At 72.0% G+C, this 15979-nt stretch carries 11 protein-coding genes; 7 read left to right on the forward strand and 4 right to left on the reverse strand.

Features of this window, described 5'->3' with window-relative positions:
* Positions 1 to 19: 19 nt before the first annotated feature.
* The 3 genes from C9F11_RS34375 to C9F11_RS34385 all read left to right on the forward strand — a co-directional run bounded on the left by C9F11_RS34375 (position 20) and on the right by C9F11_RS34385 (position 4382).
* Entirely contained in the window at positions 20 to 550 is a 531-nt protein-coding gene (locus C9F11_RS34375; protein ID WP_212767853.1) for a PH domain-containing protein, read from the forward strand.
* Positions 547 to 2121, forward strand: coding sequence for a PH domain-containing protein (locus C9F11_RS34380; RefSeq protein ID WP_138963089.1), 1575 nt, complete (start codon positions 547 to 549; stop codon positions 2119 to 2121). Before C9F11_RS34375 ends, C9F11_RS34380 begins: the two co-directional genes overlap by 4 nt.
* Before the next feature lie 68 nt (positions 2122 to 2189).
* Entirely contained in the window at positions 2190 to 4382 is a 2193-nt protein-coding gene (locus tag C9F11_RS34385) for an MMPL family transporter (protein ID WP_249401991.1), read from the forward strand.
* An 86-nt stretch (positions 4383 to 4468) separates the two neighbouring features.
* Here the strand turns inward: C9F11_RS34385 and C9F11_RS34390 are convergent, their stop codons facing one another.
* The gene (locus C9F11_RS34390; protein ID WP_138963091.1) at positions 4469 to 4750 is read right to left on the reverse strand and encodes a DUF5988 family protein; all 282 of its coding nucleotides are present in this window, start codon (positions 4748 to 4750) and stop codon (positions 4469 to 4471) included.
* Positions 4751 to 4885: 135 nt separating this feature from the next.
* Positions 4886 to 5632, reverse strand: a complete 747-nt coding sequence (locus C9F11_RS34395; protein ID WP_138963093.1) for a hypothetical protein — start codon at positions 5630 to 5632, stop codon at positions 4886 to 4888.
* 134 nt (positions 5633 to 5766) lie between these two features.
* On the opposite strand from C9F11_RS34395, the gene C9F11_RS34400 reads away from it, so the two are divergent.
* Positions 5767 to 7434 carry an FAD-dependent oxidoreductase gene (locus tag C9F11_RS34400; protein ID WP_249401992.1) on the forward strand — a complete coding sequence of 556 codons (1668 nt, stop codon included), beginning with the start codon at positions 5767 to 5769 and terminating at the stop codon, positions 7432 to 7434.
* Positions 7435 to 7594: 160 nt separating this feature from the next.
* Positions 7595 to 8011 carry a cold shock domain-containing protein gene (locus tag C9F11_RS34405; RefSeq protein WP_171076154.1) on the forward strand — a complete coding sequence of 139 codons (417 nt, stop codon included), beginning with the start codon at positions 7595 to 7597 and terminating at the stop codon, positions 8009 to 8011.
* An 87-nt stretch (positions 8012 to 8098) separates the two neighbouring features.
* Here the strand turns inward: C9F11_RS34405 and C9F11_RS34410 are convergent, their stop codons facing one another.
* Positions 8099 to 11278 carry a M20/M25/M40 family metallo-hydrolase gene (locus C9F11_RS34410; RefSeq protein ID WP_138963099.1) on the reverse strand — a complete coding sequence of 1060 codons (3180 nt, stop codon included), beginning with the start codon at positions 11276 to 11278 and terminating at the stop codon, positions 8099 to 8101.
* 220 nt (positions 11279 to 11498) lie between these two features.
* A complete protein-coding gene (locus C9F11_RS34415; RefSeq protein WP_249401993.1) occupies positions 11499 to 12899 on the reverse strand; it encodes a helix-turn-helix transcriptional regulator in 1401 nt (466 codons plus the stop codon).
* Between the two features lie 211 nt (positions 12900 to 13110).
* On the opposite strand from C9F11_RS34415, the gene C9F11_RS34420 reads away from it, so the two are divergent.
* Together C9F11_RS34420 and panD are read left to right on the forward strand one after the other, a co-directional pair.
* Complete coding sequence (locus C9F11_RS34420; RefSeq protein WP_171075920.1) at positions 13111 to 15444, forward strand: P-loop NTPase fold protein; 2334 nt, start codon at positions 13111 to 13113, stop codon at positions 15442 to 15444.
* A 77-nt stretch (positions 15445 to 15521) separates the two neighbouring features.
* On the forward strand, positions 15522 to 15947 hold the full coding sequence (panD, locus tag C9F11_RS34425) for an aspartate 1-decarboxylase (RefSeq protein WP_138963105.1): 426 nt from the start codon (positions 15522 to 15524) through the stop codon (positions 15945 to 15947).
* Positions 15948 to 15979: the final 32 nt, after the last annotated feature.

A 15979-nucleotide genomic window follows, 5' to 3' on the forward strand; every position in this document is an offset into this window, starting at 1 on the left:
CCGACCGGGCGGAGGAGCAGTGCCACACGAGACGCGGCAGCCGGTGCCGGCGCCGGACGTGCCGCAGGCGCCGGGCGCGCCGCGGCCGGGCCGCCGCCCGGACCGCCGCGCCGTCTACTGGTGGACGACGCAGAACGTACTGGTCGTCGTGCCGGTCCTGGCCGCTCTCGCGGCCCTGGCACTGCTCCCCGACGCGCCGTCGTGGCTGTGGCCCGTCTTCGCGGCCGTGTGCCCCCTCGGCGTCGGCTACGCGCTGCTCACCCCCTGGTACCGCTACCGCGTGCACCGCTGGGAGGCCAATGACGCCGCGGTGTGCGCCGCGTCGGGCTGGCTCGTGCGGGAGTGGCGCGTCGTGCCGTTCACCCGCATCCAGACCCTGGACACCAAACGCGGCCCGCTCATGCAGCTGTTCGGCCTGTCCGCGGTGACCGTGACGACCGCGTCGGCCGCGGGCCCGGTCACCATCGCGGGCCTGGACGACACGCTCGCGACCGCCATGGTCCGCGACCTCACCGAGCGCGTCCGCGCCCTGCACGAGGACGGCACGTGACGACGGCGACGAAGGGGCCCGACGTGCCGAGCCCGCCCCGCACCCCCGTGGCACAGCCGCCGTGGCAGCGCCTGCACCCCCGCATGGTCGTCGTGAGCGTCAGCTGGCTCGCGGGCCCGGCCGCCGCCCTGCTCGGCACCATGTTCCTGGCCCGTGACCTGCTCAACACGCACGGCTGGATCGTGCTCGGCTCGTACATCGTGGTCGCCGCCGTGCAGGCGGGACACGAGTGGGTGCGCTACCGGACCACCCGCTTCCGCATCACCGACGGCGAGGTCGAACTCCACTCCGGCCTGCTGTTCCGCACCGACAAGTCGATACCGCGCGACCGCGTCCGCAGCGCCGACCTGACCGCCAACCCCGTGCACCGCCTCTTCGGCCTCGCGGCCGTCAAGGTCGGCACGGGGCAGCACACCGGCAAGAGCGAGGACGACGAGCTGGTCCTCGACGGCATCTCGCGCGCCCAGGCCGTGCAGTTCCGGGCGCTGCTCCTGAACCGCGGCGGGCCCGACGGCGGCACGGACGCGGCCCCCGCCCTTCCGGTGCCGCTCGCGCGGCTGAGCTGGTCCTGGGCCCGCTACGCCCCGCTCACCGTCACCAGTCTGGCCGGAGTCCTGGCCGTGGTCACCGGCGGATCCAAGCTCCTGGACACCCTCGGGCTCGACCTCACCGACAGCCGTGTCGCACGGGACACCTGGGACCGGCTGGACGCGCTGCCGGTCGCGGTGGCCGTCGCCGCCGTGGCGGCCGTGCTCCTGGTCATCGGGGTCGCGGGCTCCCTCGTGTCCTTCGCCGAGGCGTGGTACGGCCACCGCATCGAGCGGGAGCCGGAAGGCTCCCTGCACCTCATGCGGGGCCTGCTCACCTCCCGCTCGGTGTCCGTGGCCGAGCGGCGCGTCTGCGGCGTCGAGCTCAGCCAGCCGCTGCCGCTGCGCGCGGTCGCCGCCGCCCGGCTCACCCTCCTGGCCACCGGCCTCGGCGGGCCCGCGCACCGCTTCTCCAACCCGGCGCAGCTCCTGCCGCCCGCGCCCCTGGACTCCGCGCACCGGGTGACGGCCGACGTCCTGAACGAAGCGGCGTCCCCGATCGCCGAAGCGGAGCTGCGCGGTCACCCCCGGCCCGCGCTGCGCCGCCGTCTGGTGCGCGGCTGTCTGCTGGCCCCGGCCGCGGCGGCCGCCGCGGCCGGAGCCGGGACGGCCGCCGGACTCCTGCCCTGGTGGAGCGGTGCCGCGGCCGCGCTGCTCACCGCGGCCTTCGGCTACCCCCTGGCGCGGGACGCCTACCGCGGCCTCGGCCACGCCCTCAGCGGCGACTACATCGTCGTACGGCACGGCACGTTCGTGCGCCGCACGGTGGCGCTGCGGCGCGACCGCATCGTCGGCTTCACCGGCAGACAGTCGTACGGCCAGCGCCGGGCCGGACTGTTCACGCTGACCGCCACGACGGCCGCCGGGAAGGGCGCCGTCCGGATCCGTGACGTGGACGTGTGCGACGGACTGTGCTTCGCGGAGGCGGCGCTGCCCGGCCTCGTCGCCCCCTTCGGCGCGCCCGAGCCGTCGCCCGCCGGGTGACCCCACAAGCCCCCTGGAAGAGCAGAAGACCGAGTACTCCGGAGTGATCCGGAGTGGAGGAAGGAACCGTGTTCAAAGCCCTAGGACGTTTCGTCGTCGGCCACCGGTGGCTGGTGATCATCACCTGGCTCATCGCCGGGGCGGCCGTGATCGGCTTCGCGCCGTCGCTGACCACCACATCCGACCAAGCAGAGTTCCTTCCCAAGCACTACGAGTCGATCCAGGCCCAGAAGATCCAGGAGAAGGCGTTCCCCAAGGGCTTCAGCCCCTCGGCGATCGTGGTGTTCACGCGGGAGGACGGCAAGGCGCTGAGCGCCGCCGACTCCGCGAAGGTCGACAAGGTCGGCAAGGCCCTGAAGGCCAAGAAGTACGAGAAGGTGGAGCAGGTCATCACCGCGCCGCCGTCGCCGCACAAGAAGGTGCAGACGGTGATGGTGTCGATGGCCGACGTGAAGGCCGGCGACAAGGGCCAGCAGCACGCGGTCGAGGACATGCGGGACGACCTGAAGCCGCTGGTCGCCGACTCGGGCCTGAAGGCGGGCGTCACCGGTGACGCCGCCACCCAGCTGGACAACGAGGAAGCCTCCAAGGAGGCCGACTCGCTGATCTTCCTCGGCACCATCGGCCTGATCATCGTCCTGATGACGATCATCTTCCGCAGCCCGACGATCACCGTCCTCACCATCGTCGGGATCACGCTGGTCTCCCAGGTCGCCAACGGCCTCATCGCCACCTGCGCCAAGGTGTTCCACCTCAAGGCCGACAGTTCGGTGTCGTCGCTGCTCATCGTGGTGCTCTTCGGCGTGGGAACGGACTACATCCTGTTCCTGATGTTCCGCTACCGGGAGCGGCTGCGGCTCGGTGAGGACCCGAAGACCGCCATGATCTCCGCCGTCGGCCGCGTCGGCGAGGCCATCGCGTCGGCCGCGGGCGCCGTCATCGTCTGCTTCCTCGCGCTGCTCCTCTCCTCGCTCAGCTTCCTCGTCTCGATGGGCCCGGCGCTCGCCATCGCCATCGGCGTGACCCTGATCGCCTGTCTGACGCTGATCCCTGCGGTCATCTCCCTCATGGGCACCAAGGTGTTCTGGCCGTCCAAGTCCTGGCAGCGGGAGCCGCGCGCGGCCCGGTTCGGCGCCCTCGGCCGGTCCGTGGCCCGCCGTCCCGGCCGGTTCGTGGTCGGCTCCGGGCTCCTCATGGTTGTCCTCGCCCTCGGCGCCCTCGGCTACAAGCCGACGTTCGCCAGCCAGGAGGACGAGAACTCCAAGAAGGAGTCGCAGGTCGCCCTGCACGCCATGAGCAAGGACCTGCCCGCGGGCAGCACCAACCCGAGCACCGTCCTGATGCGCTCCACGAACGGACAGAAGCTCCAGGAGGCCGACATGAAGGCCTTCGTCAGCCGGCTCAAGCAGGTCAAGGGCGTCGGCGACGCCTCGCGCTCCCAGCTCAGCAAGGACGGCAGGACCGCCGAGTTCAACGCCGTCCTGACGATGGACCCCAACGGCCGCGAGGCCATGGACATCGTGCGCGGCCCGCTGCGCACCACGGCCCACGAACAGGCCCCGCCCGGCACCGAGACCAAGGTGGGCGGCGTCACCTCGGTGTTCGTCGACATCAACAAGGCGGTCAACCGGGACTTCTCGGTGGTCTTCCCGACCGCGGCCGCGCTCATCATGCTGATCCTCGGCCTGCTGCTGCGCAGCGTCGTCGCCCCGATCTATCTGATGGTCTCGGTCGCGCTCGGCTTCGGCGCCACGCTCGGCGCGAGCGTGATCCTCTTCCAGCAGATCGAGGGCCAGTCGGGTCTGACCTTCTTCCTGCCGGTCATCATGTACTTGTTCGTCGTCGCCATCGGCACCGACTACAACATCCTGATGGTCGCGCGGCTGCGGGAAGAGGCGAAGGAGGGCCTCGGCCCGCGGGAGGCCACGGCCAAGAGCATCCAGCACGCGGGCCCGACGGTGGCCGCGGCCGGTGTGATCCTCGCGGGCACGTTCGCCTCGATGCTGCTGGCCAGTGACGTCTCGCTCGCCCAGATCGGCTTCGCGGTCGCCTTCGGCATCATGATCTCGGCCTTCGTGATGGCGATGTTCTTCACGCCCGCCCTCACCGCCCTGTTCGGCCGGGCCGCCTGGTGGCCGCGCCGGATCACCCCGGACGCCCCGCACCGGAACGAGCCCCCGCACGACGGCTACCAGCAGCCGGTGCCCGCCCAGGGCGGCTCACCGTACGCGCAGTACCCGCCGCACGGCCGCCGCGACTGACCTCTCACACGCCCCACGGAAATCGGGCCCCACCGCCTCGGCGGTGGGGCCCGATTTCCGTGGGGGATCAGGCGGACGGGCCCGGATTACTCCGCGATTTTCGTACGGCCCACCCAGCGCAGTTTCCGGGGACCGGAATCCCCGTCGTACGCAGGAGAATTCACCCGGGCCCCGCCCGATGCGGCCGGAGCGTCGATGAACTCGTAGTGCTCATAGCCGTTTCCGTGCCGAATCTTGACCTTCTCGGCGGAGCAGATCACGTCAGGGAACTCGGCGAGGACGACGGTTCCGGAAAGGGTGCTCGGGCCGCCTTCGAGGTGGACGGGGTTCACTGTGATGGCGGAGATGCTGTGGTCGATTCCTCGCATGGGTCACCTCTCGTCTTGGCACCTCGGATTGGCACCTCGGACTCGGAGTGATTGTTCTGCGGCCACGCGGTCCGCGGAAAGACCTCCGGCACCCCTCAATGACCCCTATGCGCCCGGGTGACGGGTCTCAAGGGTTCACGACCGCACAGCGACCGGGAGCGGCTCCGGGTGCCGCTGCCGCCCGTTCAGCTCCGGCCGGGGCGCCTGCCCGTCGGGGGCGGGGGCGGCCGCGAGCTCGGTGAACTTCTCACCCAGCGGCTGGATGACGTTCTTCTCGACCTCGTAGTAGTTCGTGAGCGCCGACAGGGGGACGCGGCGCAGGTGCCAGCGGCCCGTGAGGTTGCAGCCGACCTCGGGGTGGGGCGTGAAGTGGCCGGTCAGCCAGCCGTGGTGCTCGCCGTCGAGGGTGTGCTCCAGACGGAAGTAGTTGAACAGGCTCTGCGCCGTGGTGCGGACCGTCTCGTGCGGGTCCTGCGGCCGGGGGTCCGCCACGCCGAACCAACACTCGGGCTCCCCGGCGTCCTTGACGTACGCGTCGTTGAAGCCGAGCCACGGCCAGACGAAGGCGATGTGGCGCGCGTGCGCGGTGCTCACGTCGTCGGTGCGCCCGCCGTCCGGGATCCGGTCGGCGTCGATGTAGAAGCGCCCGAGCCAGCTGGGCAGCCACAGGTAGTACGGATAGGAGCTGTCGTCGGAGAGCAGATAGCTGTTGGCGTTCGAGAACAGTTCGTTCCCGGCTATGGGCCGAAGGCGCACCCCGTACTCGGGCAGGCTGAACCGCACGCTGAGGACTTCGAAGAACGACCGTACGTCCTGGAAGTAGGCGGACAACGTGTCGTAGGCGTGCGCGGTATCGGCGGCGACTTCTTTACGGAAGATCATGGGTACCTCTCCAACGCTGAGGCGGTGCTTTCGGGTTCGCGGGACACCGGGGAACCCGAATGTGCTAAGACGTCTGCGTGAGCGCGACTGTAGATCACCAGCAGAGTGCGGTAAACCATGCAAGGGCAAACACGGTGACGCCCGCTCAAGAGCCGTCGCCCGCCCTTCCGTTACTCGACACCGCGATAGTCGGAGCCGGAATCGGTGGCTGTTATCTGGCCGAAAGGATCGCCCGCCGTAAGGAATCGGCCAGATATCCAGGGGGCGGCCACGTGGCCCTCTTCGAGCGCACGCACCGGGTGGGCGGACGGCTGTGGACGGTGCGCATGGGGCAGGGGAGCGAGGCCCCGGTCGCCGACCTCGGCGCGATGCGCCTGCACCGCGGTCTGCGACGGGTCCTCGACGTCGTCGCCCGGGCCGGACTCGCGGGCGAGCTCGTGCCCTTCGACTTCGGACGCCCCGAGAACCCCGTCCACGTACGCGGAGTGACACTGCGTCAGCACCAGCTCGCCGACCCCACGAGGATCCCGTACGACCTGGGGGAGCGGGAGCGCGGACACGCCCCCGGAGACCTCGTGCGGCACGCGGCCGACGCCCTCGTGCCCGGCTTCACCGAGCTGCGCCGCACCCACCACGAGGCGCTCGAACAGGGCGACGCGCACCGGGCCGCGCGCACGGCCGCCGCGTTCCGCGCCCGGCGGGACACGGCGGCCGTCGGCGGCCTCCCGCTGTGGCACACGACCTACGCCGACGCCCTGCGCGCGGTCCTCGGCGCGGAAGCAGTGGCGCTCCTGCACGACACCGGCGGCTACGACGTGGGCACCAGCGGTGAGAACGCCGCCGAACAGCTCGGCCTGCTGTTCCGCACCCCGCCCGACGCCGAGTACGTGACGCTGCGGCACGGCATGCAGCGCCTGCCCCTCGCCCTGTGCGACCGCTTCACGGCGGCCGGCGGCAGCCTGCGCCTGGGGCACCGGCTCCTGCGCATCGACCGCGCGGAGCCGGACGCGGCCCGCGCGGCGGCCGGGCGCGGCGAGCCCCCGCCCCGCTATCGGCTCACGTTCGCCCTGGAGGACCCGCGGGGCCGCGCCACCGGGGAGCGGCTGCGCGTCCACGCGCGCACCGTCCTGCTCGCCCTGCCGCCGGGGCCGCTGCTCCGCCTCGCCCAGGACGGACTGCCCTTCACCCCCCGGCTCCGCGCGGACCTCGCGGCGGTCGAGGCCGTGCCCGCGCACAAGCTGTTCCTGCTGTACGAGACGGCGTGGTGGCGCCGCCTGGGCATGACGCGCGGCCGCGCCACCACGGACCTGCCGCTGCGCCAGCTCTGGTACGGCGGCACCTGCCCGCCGCCCGCGGCCTCCCGCGGCGACGGCCCGGCGCTGCTCCTCGCCGCGTATCCCAGCGGGCCCGCCACCGCCTCGTGGACCGCCGCCGAGGCACGGCCCGCCGCCGCGGGCACCGCCGTGGGCGCCCCCGATCCCGCCGCCCCCGTCCCCGGCGCGGCCACGGTCGAGCGGGCCCACCGCCTCGTCGCGCGCATGCACGGCCTGCCCGGGCTCGCCGCCCCGGTGCTCGCCCGCTGGCAGGACTGGAACCGGCCGCCGCACGACGGGGCCTGGCACGTGTGGCGGCCCGGACACGACCCCGACACCGTGGCGCCCCGGGTGCGCCGCCCCCTGCCCGGCGAGGCGGTGCACCTCGTCAGCGACTGCTGGACGCCCGACCCCGGCTCGATCGAGGGGGTCGTCTCCTGCGCGGACGCGGTGCTGCGCGAGCTCGCCGGGGAACGCGGCGGCCGCTGAGCGGCAGGGGGCGGCAGGGGGCGGCAGGGGGCGGCAGGGGGCGGCCTGGGCGGCCGGACACCGGGCACGGTAGGTTCCCGGTAAAGATTCGGTCATCGGTGAGGCCCGCACAGGGGTGGGTGCCTCCCGTGCGGTTGTGGCGAGGTGTGGTGGCATGGGTGTGCTGACGGTGGGGAAGGTCCTGCGGTTCGACGAGGTCCGCGGCTATGGGTTCATCGCTCCCGACACGGGTGACGAGGACGTCTTCATGCACGCGAACGACCTCGTGGGCGAGAAGTACCTCTACCAGGAGGGCAGCGTGGTCGAGTTCTTCATGGAGAGGGGGGACAAGGGGCCCAAGGCGTCTAACATCCGCCTGGTCCACCAGTCCACCTCCCACCAGCTCCCGCGCGGCGGCCTCGCGGCCCGGACCGCCGCCGCGCCCGGCGACGGGGAGCTCTCCCCGGCCGACGAGTTCACCCAGGAGCTGACCGAGGCGCTGCTCGACTCCGTCGGCTCGCTGACCGGCGACCAGATCAAGCGCGTGCGGGCCTGTGTCCTCGAACTGGCGCGGGACCACGGCTGGGTCGCCTCCTAGCACGCCGAGGGCGGTGGGGTGCGCACCCCACCGCCCTCGTCACGTCACCGGAGCCCCGTGCCGGGGCCGCCGGTCACGGCTGATGGATCAGATGGCCTCCCACAGGGCGGGAACGTTCGGCGGCTCCCAGCCCGGGTAGGCGGTGTGACCCTGGATGCAGCGGTAGCGGACACCTTCGTAGGTGACGATGTCCCCGGCCGCGTAGGTCGCTCCCAGCTGCCAGCTGGTCTCGCCGCCTCCGGGCACGGTGAGGGTGTACGTGGTGGTGTGACTGACCTGCCCGGCGCCCGTGAAGGTCAGGTTGTACGTGCCGGCGACCGTGCCCGTCGCGACCTCGACGGTGGCGGTGGCGGACTCACCCGAGGTGACCGACTCCGGGCTGAAGGTGACACTCACCCCTGCCGGGGCGCCCGAGGCCGAGAGCTTCACCTGCTGTGCGTTTCCGCTGGTCGTGGCCGTGGCGACGGTGACCTTCGCGGAGGAACCCGGCTCGACCGTGCCCGCGCCGGGGTTGGCGGAGATGGAGAAGTCGTCCGTGGGGGCGGGCTTGTCGCCCACGGAGGTCTTCCAGATCGTGTACGCCACACCGTCCGAGCTGCGGTCGAGGGCGGTCGCGGCGATGTTGGCGGTGGTGTCACAGCTGGAGTGGTAGCAGGGGTCGTAGGCGCGGCCCGCGGTGCCGCCCCACTTCGCGGCCTCGGCTGCGGACTTCGTGGCCGAGGCGCCGGTGGCGTAGCCGGAGGTGGCGATGCCGACCTGCTGGAAGGAGGAGTCGTCCGACCGGCCCTGGCCCTCGACGTTCTCCTGCGGGGCGAGGTTGAGGGAGGTCCAGTACTCCTTCATCGGGGCCGAGGCCGCCGAGTTCAGGTTGTTGATGAAGTACCCGGCGTTGACCGAGCCGACCATGTCGAAGTTGTAGTACGCCTTGATCTTGGCGCGCTCGGTGCCGTTGAGGGACCTGGCGTAGTAGTCGGAGCCGTTCAGGCCCTGCTCCTCGTCGGTCCACCAGGCGAAGCGGACGCGGTTCTTCATGGCGGGGTTGTTCTGCGCCAGGGCGAGGGCCGCCTCCAGGATCGCGGCGGAGCCGGAGCCGTTGTCGTTGATCCCGGGCCCGGCGGCCACGCCGTCGAGGTGCGCGCCGAACATGTAGACGTTGTCCGCGTTGCCCTGCGGCCACTCGGCGATCAGGTTGTTGCCCGCGCCCGCGGAGCAGCCGGAGGCGCAGGTCTGCTCGGTGACCTGGTACCCGGCGGCCTCCAGCTTGCCCTTGACGTAGGCGAGGGAGGCGCGGTAACCGGCGCCGGTGGAGCGGCGGTTGCCGCCGTTCTGCGAGGCGATGGTGTTGAGCTGCGTCAGATGCGCCTGCACCTTGGCGACGTCGATGTCCGGCGGAGGCGTCGGGTTGCCGCCGCCGCCCACGGTGAGCGTGTACTGGGCGGTGTGCGTCTTGGCGCCCGCGGTGCCCGTGACGGTGATCGGGTAGGTGCCGGCCGCGGCGGACGACGTGGTGGCGATCTTCAGGGTGGAGTTGGACCCCGAGGTGACGGTGCCCGGGTCGAAGGAGACGCTCACGCCCGTCGGCGCGCCGGTGGCGGTCAGCGAGATCTGCTGGGCGCTGCCGGTGACGGTCGAGGTGTTGACCGTGGCGGTGGTCGAGGCGCCCGCCTCGACCTTCCCCGAGGCCGGGTTGAGGCCGAGGGAGAAGTCGTTCTGCTGGCCCTCGCAGGTCGGGTCACCGGTCTGGGTCGGGATGCTGATGGCGTCCCAGGCGGCCTTGGTGGCGTTGAACAGGTCGCAGCTGGAGTCCAGGGCCTTCGCCGAGGTCAGCGTGGCGGTGCGGTAGCGCTTGTACGTCATGCCGCTGGTCTTGAGCAGCATGGCGTTGTAGAAGATCTTGCCCGCGTTCTTGAAGCCCACGCCGGTGACCTGCTTGCTGTTGCAGGTGGGGCTGGTGGGCTTGCCGCCGCCGGGGTTCGAGCCCTCGGCGAGCAGGTAGAACCAGTGGTTCAGCGGCCCGGCGGCCTTGTGCTCCTCGGTGTTGGGGATCGACGCGGAGTAACAGTTGGGGTCGTTGTTGATCCGGCTCGGGTCGTACATGTTCCGGATCGGCCCGCGGCCCTGGAGGTTGACCATTTCCCCGACGGTGTAGTCGGGGGTGTCGTAGGGGGCGGGCTCGTTGACGTACGCCTCGGTCAGGGCGCCCATGATGTCGCCGGTGGCCTCGCCGAGGCCGCTCTCGTGGTTCGCCCCGCCCGGGGTGTTGGAGTCCAGGCCGTGGCCGAACTCGTGGGCGACGACGTCCATGCCGGCGATCCACTCGTTGGCGCTGTTGTGGCCGATGGTGACGGAGGAGCCGTCCCAGTAGGCGTTGAGCTCGTTGAGGCCCACGCGCACCGGCCAGCTGCGGCCGTTGCCGTCGTGGCCGTTGCGGCCGAACCACTCCTTGAACATGTTCCACTGCTTCTGCGCGGCGAACATGACGTCGACGCACCCGGTCTCCCGGCTGGTGGGGTTGCCGGTGCCCCAGTCGTCGGTGGCCTTGGTGAACAGCCCGCCGCTGTAGTCCGAACACTGCAGGCCGGGACGGGTGGTGTCGCGCAGCACGTAGTTGTTGCCGGAGCGGGAGGTGTCGATGGCCAGCGGGCTGGGGCCGTTCCACTTGCTGCGGCCGGTGCCCGCGTGCACGTCGTCGTAGGTGTCGACGACCTTGCCGGTGAGCGCGTTGACGAAGACGTGCAGCCGGCTGGGGTCGCCCGCCTTGGTCTTGCCGGTCAGCACGGTCTCCCAGGCGAGCGCGGGCGTGTCCTTCCTGACCCGGACCACCAGGCGCTTGGAGTCGACCTTCTTGACCGACGCCAGCTTGGCGCGGCTGGTCCTGACCGCCTGCGCGGCCTTCACCTTGGCCTTGGTAGTGACCGAGATCCTCGCGTCGGTGGCGGAGTGCACGGACCGGACCTTGCCCTTGCCGTCGGCGAGGACCACCGCGTCACCGCCGACCACCGGCAGGCCGCGGTAGGTGCGCTCGTACGCGACGGAGTACAGGCCCTTGCCCCAGGGGACGACCTGGTGCCGGTCGTACTGCTCCTCGGGCCCCTTCGCCAGCGAGTCGAGGCCGCTCCGGGTCGCCTGGTCGGCGGCGGCGACGGCCTTCGCGCGCGGGTCGGGCTTGCCCGCGGGCGGCGCGGCCGAGGCGAAGGACGCCGGTGCCACCACCCCCGCGAGTGCCATGGCCAGGGTTATCCCGGCCGCTGCGGATCTTCTGAGCATCACGGCTCCTTGTGAGAGGTGTTGAGGCTCCGCTGGGCCAGGGGGGCATGTCAGCGCCGGTTCTCGCGGTCCTGCCCGCTGCTCCGCTTTTGAACTGACACTGACATGACACCCCCATGGCTGGCGGAACCCTCACACCGGCCCGGGCCGCGGTCAATGGATTTCGGGCGCCCGGCACGCCCTGTCAAGAACTGGCAAGCGCGCCGGGCCCGCCGCCCCCTCACTCCGACACGCTCCACAGCCGCTCGCGGTACTCCCGGACCTCCGGCAGGTCGCCCCAGCGCCCGGCCAGCCGGCTGTGCAGTCCGCGCAACTCGGCGGTGATCATCAACTCGCGCGCGCACACCGCCTCTTTCAGGACGGGCTGGGCCAGGGCGACCGCCGCGAGGGGGTCACCGGCACACGCCCAGCTGTCCGCGAGGCGCAGGGTGAGCAGCAGGCGCGTGGTGTGCATCATGGGCGGAAGCAGCGCGTACGACCGGGCGGTGGCCTCGATCGCGCGCCGGGCCACCGCCCGGTCGTCCGTCATCACCGCGAGGTCGCGCAGCGCGCCGCCGATCGCCGACTCCAGGCGCAGCACCCCTTCGGCGCCCGAGAGCCAGGGCGCCTCCAGACGGTCCCGGTCGTCGAGGCGGGCGAATCTGCGCCGGGCCATCGAGACGTGCCGCCGGCACGCGTCGGCGTCGTGGCTCAGCGCGTACGCCCGCGCCTGGTACAGATCTGCCAGGGTCGCCATCCAGCGCCGCTTGGCGTCCACCGCGCCGATGGCCTCGGCGTACACGAGCATCGAGGCGGCATCCCCGTCCAGCCGGACGAGGGTGCACATGTCGCTGAGGAGGGTCGCCCGGGCCTCGGCGTCCTGGGCCGCGTCCGCCCAGCGCAGACCGTGCCCGAACCAGGCCATGGCGACACCGCTCTGCCCCCGCTCCATCCGCAGGCGCCCGGAGACCTGGGCGTACTGTGCGGCGAGCCGCAGCTGGCCGTACGGAAGGCGGCCCGTGGAGTTGACCGCTTCGGCCCAGCGGGCCACGCCGCGGAGCAGCCGCTCCACCGTGGTCACGCACGCGTCGGTGACCTGTGCGAACGCCTCGCGGATCAGACAGGCGAGCACGGCGGTGAGGCCGTGCAGCAGCTCCACCTCCGCGCCGACCACTTCACTGGCGCGGTCGTACGGCTTGGTCAGCCCGTTCAGGAGGTCCGTCACCGAGCTGCGGTCGGGCGTCGCGCAGCCCGCCGTCCCGTGCAGCGGACAGGCCAGGCCCTCGGCGGGCAGCCGCGCGGGCCACTGCTGCGCGGCCAGGGGGACCTCGGTGCCGGGGGTGTCCGCCCCCGGGATCGGCGAGAACAGCGTGGGCGCCGTCAGGAACCGGCCCGGCACGCACAGCGACTGGCGCGGCGACGCGATGGCCGTGGCGAGCTGCCCACCGGTCTCCAGCACCGCGTCGAGCCTGCTCACCAGGTCGAAGGGCGGCTCCCGCAGCCCGCTCTCCAGCCTGCTGATGAAGCTGTGGTGGTAGCCCACCCTCCGGCCGAGCTGCAACTGCGTGAGTCCGGCCCGCCGACGGTGGAACCGCAGCTGCCGCCCGAACTCCGCCCACCCCGGGTCAACCGCCTCTGACATACCGACGGACATGGCCCCTCCCCGACCGGGCTCCCCCCTGGGGCCAGTGTGGCAGGTGAGGTTGATTCTTCCAACACCCTTAGGGGCCAGGGGATTTGGTACCTTCAGCGACCGTGGCGGCCCGGCCGACGTGCGGCGCGGCACCAGGCCTGTCACGGTCAGGCCCCCACGGTGCGTCGTGGGTCGCCGCACACCGACCTTGGGGGAGCGAATGGCGCGTCTGCCTGATCCGGGAGGCTCGCAGGCCGTTCTGATCGGCTGCGGCTCCTACGCGGAGCTCACCCCCCTCCCGGCGATCGACAACAACCTGGTGGACCTGGGAGAAGTCCTCGGGGAATCCGGAGGGTTCCGTCCGGAAGGGGTCGCTGTCATCAGCGACCCCCGGTACGCGTCCGAGGTGGTCCCCGAGCTGCGGGAGCTGTCGGAGCGGGCCACCGACGTGCTGCTCGTGTACTACGCCGGCCACGGACTCGTCGGCGACGACGGAGAGCTGTACCTCGGGCTGCGCGACACCGTGACGCGCGAACCGGCCATCACCTCCCTGCCGTTCGAGCGCCTGCGCGACGTTCTGCGGCGCAGCCCGGCGCGCACCAGGGTCCTGATCCTCGACTGCTGCTTCAGCGGCCGCGCCATCACCACCTACATGGGAGCCCCCTCTTCCGGTTTCGCCCCACTGAGCGAGGTCTCGGGGACCTTCACCCTGGTGTCGTCCACGGCCACCGCCCTGTCCATCGCCCGGCCCGACGAGCCGTACACCGCGTTCACCGGAGAACTGATCAGGCTGCTCAAGCAGGGCGTTCCCGGTGCGGAGGAGCTGTTGACCCTCCAGACCATCGCGGCCGAACTGCGGCGCACCATGACTGCCGCGGGATATCCGGAACCGCAGACGCGGGACGAGAACGGCATCGGCGCGCTCCTGGGCCTGGCCCCCAACCCCGCGTACGACCCGACGGCCGGGTCGGGCGTCCCCGCGCCGACGACGGGCGAGAGCGGCACGGCTCCCGGCGGTGCGGAGGCCGACGACGTCGAGGACGTGGAATGGGCCCCCGACGCGCCCGCCACGGTGGACCTGCTGCGGCGCGTGCCCACGGCGAAGGTGCTCGCGCTGCGCCTGGTCGAGACCCAGCTGACGCAGCCCGACACCTCCTTCCTCGTGCATCTCGACGGCCCGTGGGGCAGCGGCAAGAGCAGTCTGCTGAACCTCCTGGGGGCCCAGGTCGACGACCACTTCCTCGTGGCGCGCTTCGACGCCTGGCAGCAGTCGCGGCTCGCACCTGCCTGGTGGTCCCTGCTCACGTGTCTGCGCCAACGGGTGGTGCGTGCGCGGCCTTGGTGGCTGCGTCCCTTCGTACGGCTTCGGGAGTCCGTCGCGCGGGCCCGCAGGACCGGTGCGCCCTATGCCGTGGCCTTCGCCCTCGTCGCCCTGACCGCGGGCGTACTCGGGTACCTCATCTGGCCGGAGAAGTCCGGCCTGCTCGGCTGGGAGAAGCAGGTCAAGGCGGCCACCGCGCTCCTCGCCGCGCTGGGGACCCTGGGAGCGGGGGCCTTGCTGGCCGCCCGCCTCCTGCTGTGGGACTCGGTGCGCGGGGCCAGGCTCTTCGAGCAGACCCAGGCCAATCCGATGGCGGACGTCGCCGCCCACTTCCAGTGGCTGCTCAGGCGTGCCAAGAAGCCCGTCGTGCTCTTCGTCGACGACCTCGACCGCTGCGACCAGGCCTACGTCGTCGAGTTCCTGGACATGATCCAGACCCTGGTGCGCGCCATGGGGAGCCCGCGCGGCGGCCGGACGGAGCGCGCGGCCCATGTGGTCGTCGCGGCGGACGGCACCTGGCTCCGCCGCAGCTACGAAGTCGCTCACGCCTCCTTCGCCGACTGCGTCGCCGAGCCCGGCAGACCCCTCGGCCATCTCTTCCTGGACAAGCTCTTCCAGCTCTCCCTGCCGATACCGGCCCTCTCCGCCCCGACCCGGACGGCGTACTTGGACGAGATGCTCAGGGTCGTGGACGCGCGCCCGGAGGAGGAAGTCCCTCCCTCGCGGGCACCGGCCCGACCGCGTGTCGACGGCGACGTGATGGAGCGTCTGCGGCGCTTCGAGGAAGGGCGGGCGCAAGCGGTGTACGCGGCGATGCAGCGCGTCAGCGAGCGCCGCAGGGCCGAGCACACCCTGCGGAAGTTCGTGCCCGTGCTCGGCGACAACCCGCGCGCGGTGAAGAGGTTCCTCAACACCTACAGCGTCCTGCGCCCCATCCGCTTCCTGGAGGGCGTCCACGTGGATCCGGACGCCCTCGCCCTGTGGAGCCTGATCTGTGTCCGCTGGCCCGACGTCGCGGACCATCTGGCCGCCTGCCCGGAGGCGGTGGAGGGCATCGCCTGGCCCCTGTGGGCCGGCGACCACTTCCCCGAACCCCTGCGCACCGCCGCGGAGTCACCCGAGCTCCGGGCCGTCGTGACCTCGCCGGACGGCGGACCGCTGACGCCGGAGCTCATCCGCCAGTGCCGCGGTGCCCACCGGGGCCCGGCCGGACACCGGAGCGACCGTCCGTGAACCACTGGCGGTAAGGTGCCGACACAGCCCTTGACCCGCACAAGCAGGCAGGGAGCCGACACCCCAGGAGTACCACGATGCTTCGCACCCTGTTCAAGTCCAAGATCCACCGCGCCACCGTGACCCAGGCCGACCTGCACTACGTCGGCTCCGTCACCATCGACGCCGACCTCCTGGAGGCGGCCGACCTGCTGCCCGGGGAGCTCGTGCACATCGTCGACGTCACCAATGGCGCCCGCCTGGAGACGTACACCATCGAGGGCGAGCGCGGCAGCGGTGTCATCGGGATCAACGGCGCGGCCGCGCACCTCGTGCACCCCGGCGATAAGGTGATCATCATCAGCTACGCCCAGGTCGACGACGCCGAGGCCCGTGCGCTGCGGCCGCGGGTCGTGCACGTCGACGAGGGCAACCGCGTCGTGGCCCTCGGTGACGACGCCGCCGCACCGGTGCCGGGCGCCGCCGACATGGCGCGCTCGCCGCAGGCGGTGGCGCGCGCCTAGCGGCGGCACCCGCGACGGCGGAACGGCCTACG

This window comes from Streptomyces sp. YIM 121038 (genome assembly GCF_006088715.1).
GTDB lineage: Bacteria > Actinomycetota > Actinomycetes > Streptomycetales > Streptomycetaceae > Streptomyces.